The 15,090-nt window shown below is 34.5% G+C and carries 9 protein-coding genes; 4 read left to right on the top strand and 5 right to left on the bottom strand.

Translation table 11 applies throughout. The features are described 5' to 3' along the window. Window positions 1-15: 15 nt before the first annotated feature. The 4 genes from RB619_RS06785 to RB619_RS06800 form a co-directional block, all read right to left on the bottom strand. Window positions 16-2,319: a glycoside hydrolase family 65 protein gene (locus RB619_RS06785; RefSeq protein WP_308095702.1), complete on the bottom strand. Its 2,304-nt coding sequence runs from the start codon at window positions 2,317-2,319 to the stop codon at window positions 16-18. Window positions 2,320-2,505: 186 nt separating this feature from the next. Beyond that, the gene (gene pgmB / locus RB619_RS06790; RefSeq protein WP_308095704.1) at window positions 2,506-3,162 is read right to left on the bottom strand and encodes a beta-phosphoglucomutase; all 657 of its coding nucleotides are present in this window, start codon (window positions 3,160-3,162) and stop codon (window positions 2,506-2,508) included. After that, window positions 3,155-4,675 carry an MFS transporter gene (locus tag RB619_RS06795; RefSeq protein WP_308095706.1) on the bottom strand — a complete coding sequence of 507 codons (1,521 nt, stop codon included), beginning with the start codon at window positions 4,673-4,675 and terminating at the stop codon, window positions 3,155-3,157. The genes pgmB and RB619_RS06795 overlap by 8 nt, the downstream gene beginning before the upstream one ends. Window positions 4,676-4,850: 175 nt before the next feature. Beyond that, on the bottom strand, window positions 4,851-5,882 hold the full coding sequence (locus RB619_RS06800; RefSeq protein ID WP_308095708.1) for a LacI family DNA-binding transcriptional regulator: 1,032 nt from the start codon (window positions 5,880-5,882) through the stop codon (window positions 4,851-4,853). 235 nt (window positions 5,883-6,117) lie between these two features. Here RB619_RS06800 and RB619_RS06805 point away from each other — a divergent pair, with 235 nt between their 5' ends. From RB619_RS06805 to RB619_RS06820, 4 genes are all read left to right on the top strand, one after another. After that, entirely contained in the window at window positions 6,118-9,060 is a 2,943-nt protein-coding gene (locus RB619_RS06805) for a TonB-dependent receptor (protein ID WP_308095710.1), read from the top strand. A 17-nt stretch (window positions 9,061-9,077) separates the two neighbouring features. Further along, entirely contained in the window at window positions 9,078-10,673 is a 1,596-nt protein-coding gene (locus tag RB619_RS06810; protein ID WP_308095711.1) for a RagB/SusD family nutrient uptake outer membrane protein, read from the top strand. A 40-nt stretch (window positions 10,674-10,713) separates the two neighbouring features. Next, window positions 10,714-11,787 carry a SusE domain-containing protein gene (locus RB619_RS06815; RefSeq protein WP_308095712.1) on the top strand — a complete coding sequence of 358 codons (1,074 nt, stop codon included), beginning with the start codon at window positions 10,714-10,716 and terminating at the stop codon, window positions 11,785-11,787. Between the two features lie 62 nt (window positions 11,788-11,849). Continuing rightward, window positions 11,850-14,723, top strand: a complete 2,874-nt coding sequence (locus tag RB619_RS06820) for an alpha-amylase family glycosyl hydrolase (RefSeq protein WP_308095713.1) — start codon at window positions 11,850-11,852, stop codon at window positions 14,721-14,723. 141 nt (window positions 14,724-14,864) lie between these two features. Here the strand turns inward: RB619_RS06820 and RB619_RS06825 are convergent, their stop codons facing one another. Continuing rightward, on the bottom strand, window positions 14,865-15,089 hold the full coding sequence (locus RB619_RS06825; protein WP_155101478.1) for a DUF6814 family protein: 225 nt from the start codon (window positions 15,087-15,089) through the stop codon (window positions 14,865-14,867). Window position 15,090: the final 1 nt, after the last annotated feature.

The raw sequence follows: 15,090 nt of genomic DNA on the forward strand, positions 1-15,090 counted from the left end.
TAATTGTATTGTAATTTAATTTATTTGTACAAATTTACTTGCAATTACAGGATTTCCATTAACCACAATTGTTAAATCTTGATCGCCGCCTACAGTAAATGTTGTTTCATTATGATTTACAGCTACTTTCAAAATTTGATTCCTGAAATTGATTTTAAACGAATACCCTTTCCATTCTTTCGGGATTTTTGGAGAGAAATGAAGCTGGTCATTTTTCACACGCATTCCACCAAAACCTTCTACGATACTCATCCAAGTTCCAGCCATTGACGTGATGTGACAACCTTCTTCGACTTCTTTATTATAATCATCTAAATCTAGACGAGAAGTTCTTAAATAAAAAGTATATGCCATATCCATTTTATCTAAAACAGCAGCCTGAATCGAGTGCACGCAAGGCGAAAGTGAACTTTCATGAACCGTAAATGATTCATAGAATTCGAAATTGAGTTTTAATTCTTCTTTAGAAAAATGATCTTCGAAGAAATAAAAACCTTGTAAAACGTCAGCTTGTTTGATGTATGGCGAACGCAACACGCGATCCCAAGACCATTTTTGGTTAATTGGACGCTGTGAACGATCTAAATCTTTTACAGGAACTAAATCTTTGTCTAAGAAGCCATCTTGCTGTAAATAGATTCCAAGTTCCTTTGAAATTGGGAAATACATATCATCAGCTACTTTTTTCCATTCCTGAATTTCATTCGCCGAAAGGCTCACTTTTTCTAAAATGCGTTTGTGATCTGAAGGATATTCTAAAGCTACTTTTTCAATTTGTTCTGCAGCAAAATCGATACACCATTTTGCAATATAATTGGTGTAGAAATTATTGTTGATGTTGTTTTCGTATTCGTTTGGACCAGTAACTCCAAGAATCACATATTGATTTTTCTCTTTTGAGAAAGAAGCTCTTTGGTGCCAGAAACGCGCAATTCCGATTAAAACTTCTAAACCTTTTTCTGGAATATAAGAGTAATCTCCCGTGTAACGGTAATAGTTGTAAATCGCAAAAGCAATCGCACCATTTCTGTGGATTTCTTCGTGTGTGATTTCCCATTCGTTGTGGCATTCTTCACCATTCATGGTAACCATCGGGTATAATGCAGCGCCGTTTTTGAAACCTAAATTATCCTTAGCGTTTTCAATCGCTTTGTCCAATTGATTGAAACGATAAGTCAATAAATTCCTCGCAACTTGCTGATCTTTTGTAGCCATGTAAAACGGAATACAATACGCTTCAGTGTCCCAATAAGTAGATCCTCCGTATTTTTCTCCGGTGAAACCTTTTGGTCCAATATTTAAACGAGAATCTTTTCCTGAATACGTTTGATTTAATTGGAAGATATTGAAACGAATTCCTTGTTGTGCTTTTACATCGCCTTCAATAGTAATATCTGACATTTCCCAGATTTTTGCCCAAGCTTCAATTTGATTTTGAAGAAGTGCGTCATATCCTAAAGCAACAGCCGATTTAATTACTTTTTCGGCTCCAGCCAAAGTATTTTCGTGGTTTAGAGAAACCGTATATCCACCAATTTTTTGGATTGATGAGGTTTGTCCTTTTGCAATAATAGTTCCGTACGTATACTGAACTTTATCTGTTGTTGAATCGATTGTCGATGGCGAAACATTGATGTTTTCTCCGTTTGCCAAAATCGTATTGTGCATGAAAGTAGTAACTTTAAAATGCGTTTTAAACGTTTGAGCCGTTACAAAAGCTTCATTTGTACCTTTTTTAACCTCAAGCGGTTCCCAGAATTTTTCTTCCCAGTTCGCATCTTCATTGGTTACACCAGCGTCAACATAAGGTTTGTAAACGATTTTTGCATCTTTATTTAAAGGTGTAATATCGTATTTAATGATTCCGGCTTCGTCTAAATCTAAGGAAAGAAAACGACGAACATTTACAGAAATTTCTGTTCCGTTTTTTAGAATTGCTTCAAAAGAACGATTGTACCAACCTTCTTTCATATTCAATTCTCTGCGGAAGTTTCTAACTTCAGTACACATATTTAAATCAAGATTTTCTTCGTTGATTTCAATGTCAATTCCAATCCAGTTTGGAGCGTTAAGTACTTTGGCAAAATATTTCGGATAACCGTTTTTCCACCAGCCCACTTTTGTTTTGTCTGGATAATAAATTCCAGCAATGTAACTTCCTTGGAAAGTTTCTGCTGAATAAGATTCTTCAAAATTGGCGCGTTGTCCCATAGCGCCGTTCCCGATACTAAAAAGACTTTCAGAAGATTTTACTCTCTCCGCATCAAATCCTTCTTCAATAATAGACCAATTGTCTGGTTTTATATAATCTTGGTTCATCTTTTAAATTAGATAATTGGGCAATTAAATAATTAGATAATGTGTCGATTTGATAATTATTTTTCGACTCTTATCCTTATAATTGCTTGGTTGTTCTACGTTTTCATTTTTTAATTAGAAAATGGGTTAATCAGAAAATTAGATAATTGATTTTTCATTGCATTATCTAATTGACACATTGCCACATTAACCAATTAGTTTCTCAATAAAGCTTGTTTCGATTTGGGTAAAATCTTTAAAAATATAGTCAGCTTCATGTAAAATTGTTTCCTCACCAATTCCCACACTTACCATTTCTGCGATGTTTGCTGCCTGAATTCCAGCAACAGAATCTTCAAATACAATTGAATTTTTTGGATCAATATCTAATAATTGAGCCGCTTTTAAGAAAACTTCAGGATCTGGTTTTGCATTGCTGACATCATTTCCGTCAACAATAACATCGAAGTAAGATAGAATCCCTGTTTTTTCTAGAATTGGTCTTGCATTTTTACTGGCAGAGCCTAATGCAATTCCTTGGTTTTTATCTTTTAATAGTTTTAGAATTTTTAAAACTCCTGGAAGAATCTCACTTTCATCCATGTCAACTAAATAAGATAAATAATCTTCGTTTTTTTGAATCAGCCATTTGTCTTTGTCTTCCTGCGAAGCTTGAACATTTCCTAATCCAAGTATAATATCTAACGAACGAACTCGGCTCACGCCTTTAAGAAGTTCATTATCTTCATGCGTAAAATTTATGTTTAATGACTGGGCAATTTTCTGCCAAGCTAAAAAGTGGTATTTAGCGGTATCAACGATCACTCCATCAAGATCGAAGATGAATGCTTTTTTATTATTCATGGATTTCAATTTTAGTTTTACTATTTACCCTAAGAGTCAATAATCCTGCGAAAATCATTGATATTCCTCCAATTATTAGAGCGTAAATAGGTTCATTATGGAAGAATTGTTTGATTACAAATCCTAGTATTGTAGCGGCTACAATTTGTGGAATTACGACGAAAAAATTAAAAACGCCCATATAATATCCCATTTTAGCTGCAGGCAAAGCTCCAGATAACATGGCATAAGGCATTGATAAAATACTTGCCCAAGCGATACCAACTCCCAACATTGGAAGGATCAGCAACTGTTTATCACCAATAAAATAAATTGAAATTAAACCAACACCTCCAGCGCATAATGCTAATAAATGTGTTGCTCTAACGCCTACTTTTTTTGCAATAACTGGTAATAAGAAAGCTACAGCTGCAGCGACTCCGTTATAAACTGTGAATAAAACAGAAACCCAGTCGGCAGCATCATTGTATACTTTTGAAGTGGTGTCTGTAGTGCCAAAAATGTGTTGTGTAACGGCTTGTGTGGTATAGATCCACATAGAGAAAAGTGCAAACCAAGAGAAAAACTGAACCCAAGCCAATTTTTGCATTGTTCTTGGCATGTTCAATAAATCGGTCATGATTATGGTAAAGCCATTCTGAACTTTTTTAGTTCGCAATTGTGATGCAATTACAAATAAAACGCCCATGAAAATTAAGCCTACAAAAAGAATATATAGTTCTTTAGCAAGGCTATTTTCGAAAATTAAAAATGAAATTAATCCTCCAATACCAGCAAACAATACTCCTAAAAGCAATTGTTTTTTTGTAGAAACTCCAGATTCTATTTCTGAATTTTGCCCCTCTTTTTCTAAATCTTTTTTGCTGTTAGCTTCGAATGCATGAAGTTCTTCTGGAGTATATTCGGTAGTTTTGAAAACAGTCCATAAAACAGAAAGCAGAAAAACAATTCCGCCAATGTAGAAAGACCATTTAACTGCATCTGGAATAATCCCTTTAGGAGCAACGTTGCTTACATCGAAAACATTTGTAAAAAGATAAGGTAGGACAGAACCAACAACGGCACCAGTACCAATAAAGAAACTCTGCATAACAAAACCTAATGCGCGTTGTTCGTCGGGTAAATTATCGCCAACAAAAGCGCGAAACGGTTCCATTGAAACATTTATAGAGGCATCCATTATCCATAAAGTTCCCGCAGCAATCCATAAAGTAGGAGAGTTGGGCATAATAAATAATGCAATTGAAGACAAAATGGCTCCAATTAAAAAATAGGGGCGACGTCTTCCTAAACGAGTCCAGGTTCTGTCACTAAAATAACCAATAACGGGCTGAATAATTAAACCTGAAACAGGCGCAGCAATCCACAAAATTGGGATTTCATCTATTTTAGCACCAAGGGTTTCAAAAATTCTTGAAGTATTTGCGTTTTGCAGTGCAAAACCAAATTGTATTCCTAAGAAACCGAAACTCATGTTCCAAATTTTCCAGAAACTTAATTTACGCTTTTCCATTATCGTAATTTGAAAAAATTATACGATAAGCGCTTTGCTTATCAAAACTTTGTTTCTTTCGAAGTAAAACTAAAAGCCTTGACGGGCGTAAAAGTATAAATTATTTTTTTATTTAAGCTAATAAAAAAGCCATAAATATTTTTTATGGCTCTAGAATGCGTTGATTTTAAGAAAATTAGTCAGTAGATTCTCTTTTTATTAAATGGGTTTCGATAACCTCAGTTGTGTAGTTTTCGTTTTCGTCTTCATCTTCGTCATGTTCGGCTTCAAGCCTTTCAATAAGCATTTTGGCGGCTTTATTACCCATTTTTTCACCACTCTGACTGACCGTCGTAATGCTTGGAGTAGAGTATTTTGATATAATTCCGTCAGTAAACGCAATTACTGCTAAATCTTCAGGAACTTTTAATCCCATTTTTGATGCGGTTTTGATAATTGTTACTGCAAAAAGCTCGTTTACAGCAAAAACAGCATCAAAAGCTCTCGCGTGTAAAAGTTCCGAAATAGTGATTTCGCAAGTATCAACATCTTCAATTTTAATAATTAAATCTTCGTTGAAAGGGATTCCGTTGTCTAAAAGTGCTTTTTCGTAACCGTCTGTTCTTAATTTTCCAACACTTACATAGTCAACAGTAGTAACCAAGGCGATCTTTTTTCGGCCATTATCAATTAAACTCTGAACCGCTTCGTATGCAGCAGCTTTATCATCAATAATTACTTTATCGCACAAAATATCATTGGTAACACGATCAAACATTACGACTGGCATTCCCTGATTGATGACTTCTGTGATGTGATGAAAGTCGCCTTTAAACTGAGTTTCTTTCGAGAGCGACATGATAAAACCATCGATACTTCCGTTGGCTAACATTTCCATATTTAAAACCTCTTTGTCAAAAGAATCGTCTGACAAACAGATTACTACGCTATAACCGTGTTCATTGGCAACCTGCTCAATTCCGTTGATTACAGTAGAGAAAAAATAATGTACAATTTCCGGAATGATAATACCAATACTCTTGGTTTTTCGGTTTTTTAAGCTAAGAGCGATATTGTTAGGCTTATAGTTGTAAAACTTAGCAAAAGCTTGCACTTTTAGACGCGTTTCTTCGCCTATTTCCAGACTGTTTCTAAGTGATTTTGAGACAGTTGAAATAGATACGTCAAGTTCTTTTGCTATCTGTTTTAAGGTTATTTTGCGTTTCATAGTGTTTTTTGGAAAAAATCTAATTGATAATAAAGATGGATAATATTTTTGGTATTGGCAATTTTTGACTTAAAAGATTACAAAAAATAGAAAGTTTTCAACACTACCACGTTTTCGTAAACCAATAAAAATTGCCACCGGTTGTTCGTGTTAATAAATTCATAATTTTGAAATTCGAAGTAAAATTAAAAACTTAACTAACAATCACAAACTCAAACTAATTTAAACAAAAAGTATGAAAACAATTTACAAAAAGTTGTTATTTTTATTCCTACTGCTGCCGTTTACTGTGTTAGCTCAAAGCACATTGAATGGAACTGTTGTCGATAAGGCTACAGGACAGCCGATTCCGGGGGTAAATGTAAATGTACAAGGCTCAAAAGCAGGTACTTCTACAGATTTTGATGGGAAATTTCAATTGCCAAATTTAAAAAATGGTGATAAAATTGTCGTGTCATTTATTGGATATGTAAGCAGTACAGTAACTTTTTCTGGACAAAAAAACGTAAGCGTTACACTTGAAGAAGATACAAACCAACTTAAAGAGGTTGTTGTACAAGTAGGTTACGGTACTGTTAAGAAAAAAGATGCAACAGGAGCTGTAACAGTTTTAGGTGCAAAAGATTTTAATAAAGGACCAGTACAATCTGCTGATCAAATGATTCAAGGTAGAGTAGCTGGTTTGCAGATTATTAACGGAGGTGGTTCTCCAGGAGCTGACCCGATTGTAAGAATCCGTAGCGGCTCTTCTCTTAGTGCAAACAACGATCCATTATATGTAATTGATGGTATTCCAGTTGCAAATGGAGGAGTTGAAGGAGGAAGAAACCCTTTATCTACAATCAATCCGAATGATATTGAATCACAAACTGTTTTAAAAGATGCTTCTGCAACTGCAATTTACGGTTCAAGAGCTTCGAATGGTGTAATCATCATTACTACTAAAAAAGGTAAATCAGGTGATATCAAAGTTAGCTACAATGGAAATTTCCAAGTTTCAGAAATTACTCAAAAAGTTGATGCTTTATCAAGCGGACAATTTAGAGACTTTGTAAATGCAAACGGAAGTGCATCTCAAATAGCAGCAATGGGTCAGGCTAATACAAATTGGCAAGACGAAATTTACAGAACTGCAATGGGTACAGATCAAAACGTTTCTGCAAGTGGTGGTGCTGATAATGTTACTTATAGAGCTTCTGTAGGGTATACTAATTTAAATGGTGTTTTATTAAGAGATAATTTTGAAAGAACAACTTTAGGAGTTTCGTTAACTGGAGACTTTTTTGACAAGCATTTAAAAGTTCAAGTAAACAACAATACTTCTGTAATTAAAAGTAACTACAGTAATACTGGAGCAGTTGGTGCAGCTGTAGGTTTTGATCCAACACAGTCTGTTAGAAATGCTGATGGAACTTATTTCCAATGGATGGCATCTCCAACGGAATTTAATCAATTGGCTGGAAAAAACCCAGTTGCAATGATTAATCAACAAGATAATTTAGGTACCTTTAATAGAAGTATCGGAAACATTCAATTGGATTATAAAATGCACTTTTTGCCAGAATTAAAGGCTACAGTGAATTTAGGTTATGATCAAATGAGCGGTAGAGGTTTTGGTGGAACAGATGCAGATTATTTATTTGGTCTTAAAGGTTCTGGATACAATAACTCTTATGTAAATATAGAGAAGAGAAATAACAAGTTAATGGACTTGTATTTGAACTATAATAAAATGATTGAAAGTATCAGCACACAGGTTGACGTAACAGGTGGTTATACTTATCAAGATTTTAGAGAAGAAAAAAACAGATCAAACTATAATTTTGAGAATGATGTAAATACTGTAGAGTTATTTACTCCAACACATATCAATTTACAGTCTTTCTTTGGAAGAGCTAATTTTACTGTTGCAGATAAATATTTAGCGACTGTTTCTATCAGACGTGACGGAACTTCAAGATTTACAGAAGATTACCGCTGGTCAAATTTCCCTGCAGTTTCGGTTGCTTGGAAATTAAACGAAGAAAGTTTCTTGAAAGATGTTGCAAGCATCAACTCTATTAAATTAAGAGGAGGATGGGGTATTACTGGACAGCAAAATATTGGAAGTGCTTATCCTTCTATTCCATTATATTTAGCATCAAACAGTGCAGCTCAATATCAATTAGGAAATACTTTTTATACTACTTACAGACCACAGCCGTATAACAGTAATTTGAAATGGGAAGAAACAACAACAATTAACGTTGGGTTAGATTTTGCTCTTTTCAATAATAGAGTAACAGGTACTGCTGATGTTTACCAAAGAACTACAGACGATTTATTATTAAACACGTTGAATCCTCCTTTCTTCGGATTCTCTAATAGAGATAATTACAATGTTGGTAGTCTTAAAAATAAAGGTATTGAGTTATCTGGAGAAGTAGTTCCGGTTCAAAAAGATAATATGGAATGGAGAATTGGTGGAAATATTACATTCCAAAATTCAAAAATTACAGCATTAACAACAACTCAGGACAATACTCCTGGATTAGAAGCTGGAGATAATATAGCAGGTGGAACAGGAAATAAAATTCAAAATAACCAAGTTGGTTATGCACCTAATTCATTTTATGTATTTGAGCAGGCTTACAATGCTGCAGGAAAACCAATGGATGGCGTTTTTGTAGACCGTAATAAAGATGGAATTGTAAATGAAGATGATATGTATCGTTTTCACAAACCAGCTGCTGATATTTTCTATGGTTTCTATACAACTTTTAATTACAAAAACTGGGATTTCTCTATGAACTGGAGAGGTTCTTGGGGTAACTATATGTACAACAACGTAGATTCTGGTAATGGTACATACAATAATGTTTTAATCAGACAAAATGATTTGTCAAATGGTGTTGAGAACCTTTTAGAAACTGGTTTCAAACAAGGAAGTAATTTTCAGTTAAAATCTGATTACTATATTCAGGATGCATCTTTTGTTAAATTAGATAACGTTACAGTTGGATATACTTTCAATCAAAAAATAAAAGGTATTTCAATGTTAAAATTAACGGCATCAGCTCAAAATATTTTAACAATCACTAAGTATGAAGGTTTGAATCCTGAAATTTCAAATGGTATTGATAATAATCTTTATCCAAGACCAATTACTTTCATGTTAGGATTAAACGCTAACTTCTAATTCAAATAACAAGAAAAATGAAAAAGATACAAATAAAATTATTAGGTATTTCTTTGTTTATGATGACGATGTTGTTTTCATCATGTACAGATGATCTTAACCAATCACCTGATAACGGAGATTCTGTAAGTAGTGACGAGCTTTTTAAAGATCCGGCTGCTTACAAACAAAATTTAGCAAAATTATATGCAGGTTTTGCTACAACTGGTCAACAAGGACCTGCAGGAAGCCCTGATATTTCTGGAATTGATGAGGGAACAAGTCAATACATCAGAGGTTTTTGGATGATGCAGGAATTGACAACTGATGAAGCAGTAATTGCTTGGAATGACGGAACAATTAAAGATTTCCATTCACAAACTTGGTCATCAGCAGATACTTTTATCGCAGCAACATTTGCACGTTTTTCTTTTCAGATTGTAAACTGTAATGAGTTTTTAAGACAAACTACAGATGCAAAATTAGCTGGAAGAGGTGTAACAGATGCAGCTGTTTTAGCAGATGTAAAAGCATATCGTGCAGAAGCTCGTTTCTTAAGAGCAATGACATACTGGCATTTAGTAGATACTTTTGGAGCAGGATCAATAGTAACAGAAGATTCTCCAACAACATTCTACTACCCAGAATACTCTTCAAGAGCTGAGATTTATAAATTTATCGATGAAGAACTTACTGCTATCGAGCCATTGTTGAAAACGCCAAAAACGAATGAAGCATATCGTATCGATCAGGCTGCTGCTTGGATGTTGCATGCTAAATTATACATGAACGCTAAAGTTTATATTGGTACAGATCATTATACTGAGGCATTGCCTTTAATTGACAAAGTAATCAATTCAGGTTATTCAATCCATAATAATTACAACCAATTATTCTTGGCTGATAATGATAAAAATGGTGCTCAGAAAGAATTTATCTTCACAATTGCTTTCGACGGTATTCGTACTCAAACTTACGGAGGTACAACATTCTTAGTTCACGCTCCAGTTGGTGGAAGCATGGATAAAACTCAATTTGGTATCAACGGAGGTTGGGCAGGTGTTAGAACAACTTCGGCTTTTGTGGACAAATTTCCTGCTGCTACTACAGATACTCGTGGTCAGTTCTACACAGACGGACAAACTAAAGAAATTGCTAACATTGGTAATTTTACAGATGGATATGCTATTCAGAAATTTAAAAATGTTGATGTAAATGGTGTTCAGGGTTCAGATAAAGCAGGAAACTTTGCAGATACTGATTTCCCAATTTTTAGACTTGCAGATGCTTACTTAATGTATGCTGAGTGTGCTATTAGAGGTGCAGGCGGAAGCTTAGCAACTGCAACTACTTACGTAAATGCGTTAAGAACAAGAGCAAAAGCGAATACAGTTAACCAAGGTGATCTTACTTTGAACTTTATCTTAGACGAAAGAGCAAGAGAACTTCACTGGGAAGGACACAGAAGAACAGATTTGATCCGTTTCGGAAAATTCACAGGTGGATCATATTTATGGCCATGGAAAGGAAATGTGGCTGGAGGTACTTCAACACAATCTTTCAGAGATTTATTCCCAATTCCTGCTGGAGCTTTAGGTGCTAATCAAAATTTAAAACAAAATCCTGGATACTAGGTAACTAACTAACTGAATAACGAAATTAAAAATACCACAAATGAAAAATATAACTAAATCAATAATAGCTTTATTAGCATTAGTTGCAGTATCATGCAACGTTGAAGATGTACAAGACAGACCAGTAATCGAGGCAGTTACTGCCCCTGCATTAACTGCTCCTCAAAGCGGTACAGCATATGTTTTATCTCCAGATGCGGCTGCAAGTCAGGCAGAACGTTTTACTTGGGCTTCTGCAGATTTCGGCGGAAGTGTTGAAGTAACTTATGTAGTTGAAATTGATAAAAAAGGAAATACATTCAAAACTCCTAAAGAATTAGGAACTGTAAAATCTCAAAATCAAGTTTCAGTTTCTGTAGAGAAATTAAATGGTGCTGTATTATCTTTAGGTGCAACTCCATTTGCTGCTGGAGATTTTGAAGTAAGAGTTAAATCAACTGTTGGTACTGAAACTCAGTTTTCAAATATTAGCGGAATTGTTGTAACGCCTTACACTACTGAAACTCCAAAATTATGGATTCCTGGTGGATATCAAAAAGCAAGTGGATATGGAAATGATTGGACGCCATCTTCTGCTCCTACATTAATGGCTGAAGGTTACGGAAAAACGGCTTTTGATGGTTATGTGTACTTTGCTGCTGCTGCTGAGTATTTATTGACTCCTGCTTCAAATTTTGATAATAAATATACAAAAGGCGCTACTGCTGGAACTATCATTTATAATGGAAGTGATAATCTTAAAATTGATGCAGCTGGTTACTACAGAATCAAAGCAGATACAGATCCTAAGAAATTAACAATTTCTACATTAAAAACGACTTGGGGAATTATTGGTAATGCTACTCCAGGTGGATGGGATACTGATACTCCAATGACCTATGATCCTGCAACTAAAAAATGGACAGTTATTGCAACTTTAACTACTCAGGCTGCTCCGGATAATGGTTTGAAATTTAGAGCAAATGGAAACTGGGATCTTAACTACGGAGATACTGGTGCTAACGGTTCTCTAGAAGAAGGAGGAACAAACATTGGGACTACTGCTGGAAAATACTTAATTACTTTGGATTTAAGCAACCCAAGAAATTATACTTATTCAATGGTAAAACAATAATAAGTTGAAACATAGAAAGAGGCTATCTACGGATAGCCTTTTTTTTAATAACCATATTAATTATGAAAAAAACTTTACTATTATTTTTCTTTTTGCTGTCGGCAATTTCATTTGGACAAGTGCAAACGGCAAGCTATTCAGTTAGTCCATCTACTTTTGAGGAAACTACTTCTATTACCATTACGATAAACGGAAGCAGTATAAATGAAGGTACATGGGGTGTTACTGGCAATGCTTTATATATGTGGGCTTGGGCATTTGATACAAATGATACAACTCAAAAAGGAACACCAAACAATGGTACTTGGGAAGCTTCAAGCGAGGAAAGTAAATTTACTTACAACGCAGGAACCGATACTTATACCAAAACAATTACACCAACTACTTATTATAATACAACAGGAATTGGAAAAATTGGTTTTTTAATTAAGGCTAAAAACGGAACGGGCGACAAAAAATCACAAGATATTTTAGTTGAAGTAGGTTCTTTTCAAGTGACTTTGACTTCTCCAACAGAAAATAGTACGACAATATTAGCATCAGGTTCTAATTTTAATATTGCTGCAACTAATACAAACGGAGTAGCGAGTTATACATTAAAAGCAAACGGAGCGACGATTAATACAAATGCAAGTACTGCAAGTTATTCTTATACTGCAAATAATGTTACAGACAATCAAAGTTATGAATTAGTGGTGGTTCAAGGAACTGTTACAATTTCTAAAAAGTTTTCGGTTGTTGTAAATCCAAATACAGTTTTAGCAGCTATTCCTGCTGGGTTAGTTGATGGAATAAATTATAATGCTACTGATGCCACAAAAGCAACATTGGTTTTAGATGCGCCTTTAAAAGATTTTGTTTACGTTGCCGGAAGTTTCAATAATTGGCAACCAACAACGGCTTATGCCATGAAGAAAGATCCATCTTCTGATAAATTTTGGTTGGAGTTGACTGGATTGGTTTCGGGAGCAAATAATACCTATCAATATTGGGTAGGAGAGAGCACGCCATTGGCAAATTCTCCTGCATTAGTAAAAGTGGCAGACCCTTATTCAACTTTGGTTTTGTCTCCTTATGATGATTCAGGAATTCCTGCAGCTTCTTATCCAAATTTGCCAGCTTATCCAGTCGGACAAAATTTTGAAGTAACAGTTTTAAAAACGGGACAAACGCCATACAATTGGCAAGTGACAAATTTTACGAAGCCAGAAAAAGATAAACTAGTTGTTTGTGAGCTTTTAGTTCGTGATTTTGACGCTAAAAAAAATTATCAAACTTTAATTGATAAGATAGATTATTTTAAAACACTTAAAATAAATGCTATCGAATTAATGCCGGTAATGGAATTTGAAGGCAATGAAAGCTGGGGTTATAATACTTCATTTCACATGGCTTTAGATAAATTTTATGGTACATCAGATAAATTAAAAGAATTTATCGATTTGTGTCATCAAAACGGAATCGCAGTTATTTTGGACGTGGCTCTAAATCATGCTTTTGGAAGAAATCCAATGATTAGAATGTGGATGAACGATCCTGACGGAGACGGTTTTGGATCACCAACTTCAGAGAATCCATATTTTAATACAGTTGCTAAACATACTTATAGTGTAGGTGAAGATTTTAATCATCAGTCAGCAAAAACGCAATATTATGTTGAAAGAGTTGTGAAGCAATGGATTCAAGAATATAAAATTGATGGTTTCCGCTGGGATTTAACAAAAGGATTTACTCAAGCTTGTACAGCTTCAGATGAAACTTGTACCAATGCATATCAGCAAGATAGAGTTGATATTCTAAAAAAATATGCTGATTATTCTTGGGGTCTTGATCCAACACATTATACCATTTTTGAACATTTAGGTTCTGACAGCGAAGAACAGCAATGGGCAAATTACCGTGTTGGCGAAACGCCAAGTAAAGGTGTTATGATGTGGGGTAAAATGACAGATCAATATAATCAATTATCAATGGGATATTCTACAAGCAACAATATCTCAAGAATGATGAGTTCTAGCCGTGGTTTTACCGGAAATCGTTTGATGGGTTATGCTGAAAGTCATGACGAAGAACGTTTAATGTATAAAAATGTGCAGTACGGAAATTCATCAGGAACATATAATGTAAAAACTTTAAATACGGCTTTATCTAGAATGTCTGCAGTTGGTGCAGTTTCACTTTTGATTCCTGGCCCAAAAATGATTTGGCATTTTGGCGAACTTGGATGGGATGATTCGATTTTTACCTGTAACGACGGAACCGTAAATGATGCTTCTGCAACTATTTCTGGCGATTGTAAATTGGATACAAAACCACAGCCACAATGGGCTGAAAATTGGTTAGGCGATACCAATCGCAATAAAATTTATTATGATTGGGCAAAAATGATCAACATGAAAGTCACTGAGCCAGTATTTTCAGGAACAGCGACAATGGCAAATACTAACACATTGACTGTGAATATTAAAATTACAAATAGCAATTTGGTGGCAACGCAACTAAAAGATGTTTTGATTTTAGCCAATTTTGATGTAACAGCGCAAAATGTTGCGACAGGTTTTCAATATACAGGAACATGGTACAATTTAATGGATAATTCTTCCTTAAATGTAACTGATGTTAATGCAACAGTAAATTTAGGTCCTGGAGAATATAGAATTTATGGGAATAAAACAGCCAATTTAGCAATTCCAGATTTTGACAAAACAAACACTGTGAATTTATATCCAAATCCGGTTTCAAATTATTTTACTTTGAATGTAGCAGTATCTAAAGTTCAGGTTTATTCGATATCAGGACAATTAGTAAAGAGCTTTACTTCAAATGGAAGTGCAGATTTTCAATACAATGTAAGCGAATTGAAAACAGGATTATATGTGGTAAAAGCGCATGATGAAAATGATAAAATTCAAGTAATGAAATTCATAAAGAAATAAATACGTCAGTTTAAAATTTAGACAAAAAGCAAATAGTTGCTTTTAGGTTTGAAATTTTAATAGGTATTTAAATTTTGGTTTTTTAGTAGTTAAAAGGGCTGTCTATTTCTAGACAGCCCTTTTTTGTTTAAGTTGTTTTGGTTATTTTTTCTCATTGTATTCTCCAATCAGAGAAAAATAGCCAAAAGTTCCCAAGCCTAAAACGATTAACGGGGTTAGAATGAATAGGGTTATAATTCCAAATACCGTATCATCCTGCTGGTCTGATAAAATTTTTGGCAAGCCAAATTCAAACACGCAGAAATAAGCGGCAGCAATGGATAGTATAATCCACAAAACACCTAAAATTTTCTTAACTGTATTCATA

Origin of the sequence: Flavobacterium sp. LHD-80 (genome assembly GCF_030929605.1) — a bacterium.
Classification (GTDB): Bacteria; Bacteroidota; Bacteroidia; order Flavobacteriales; family Flavobacteriaceae; genus Flavobacterium.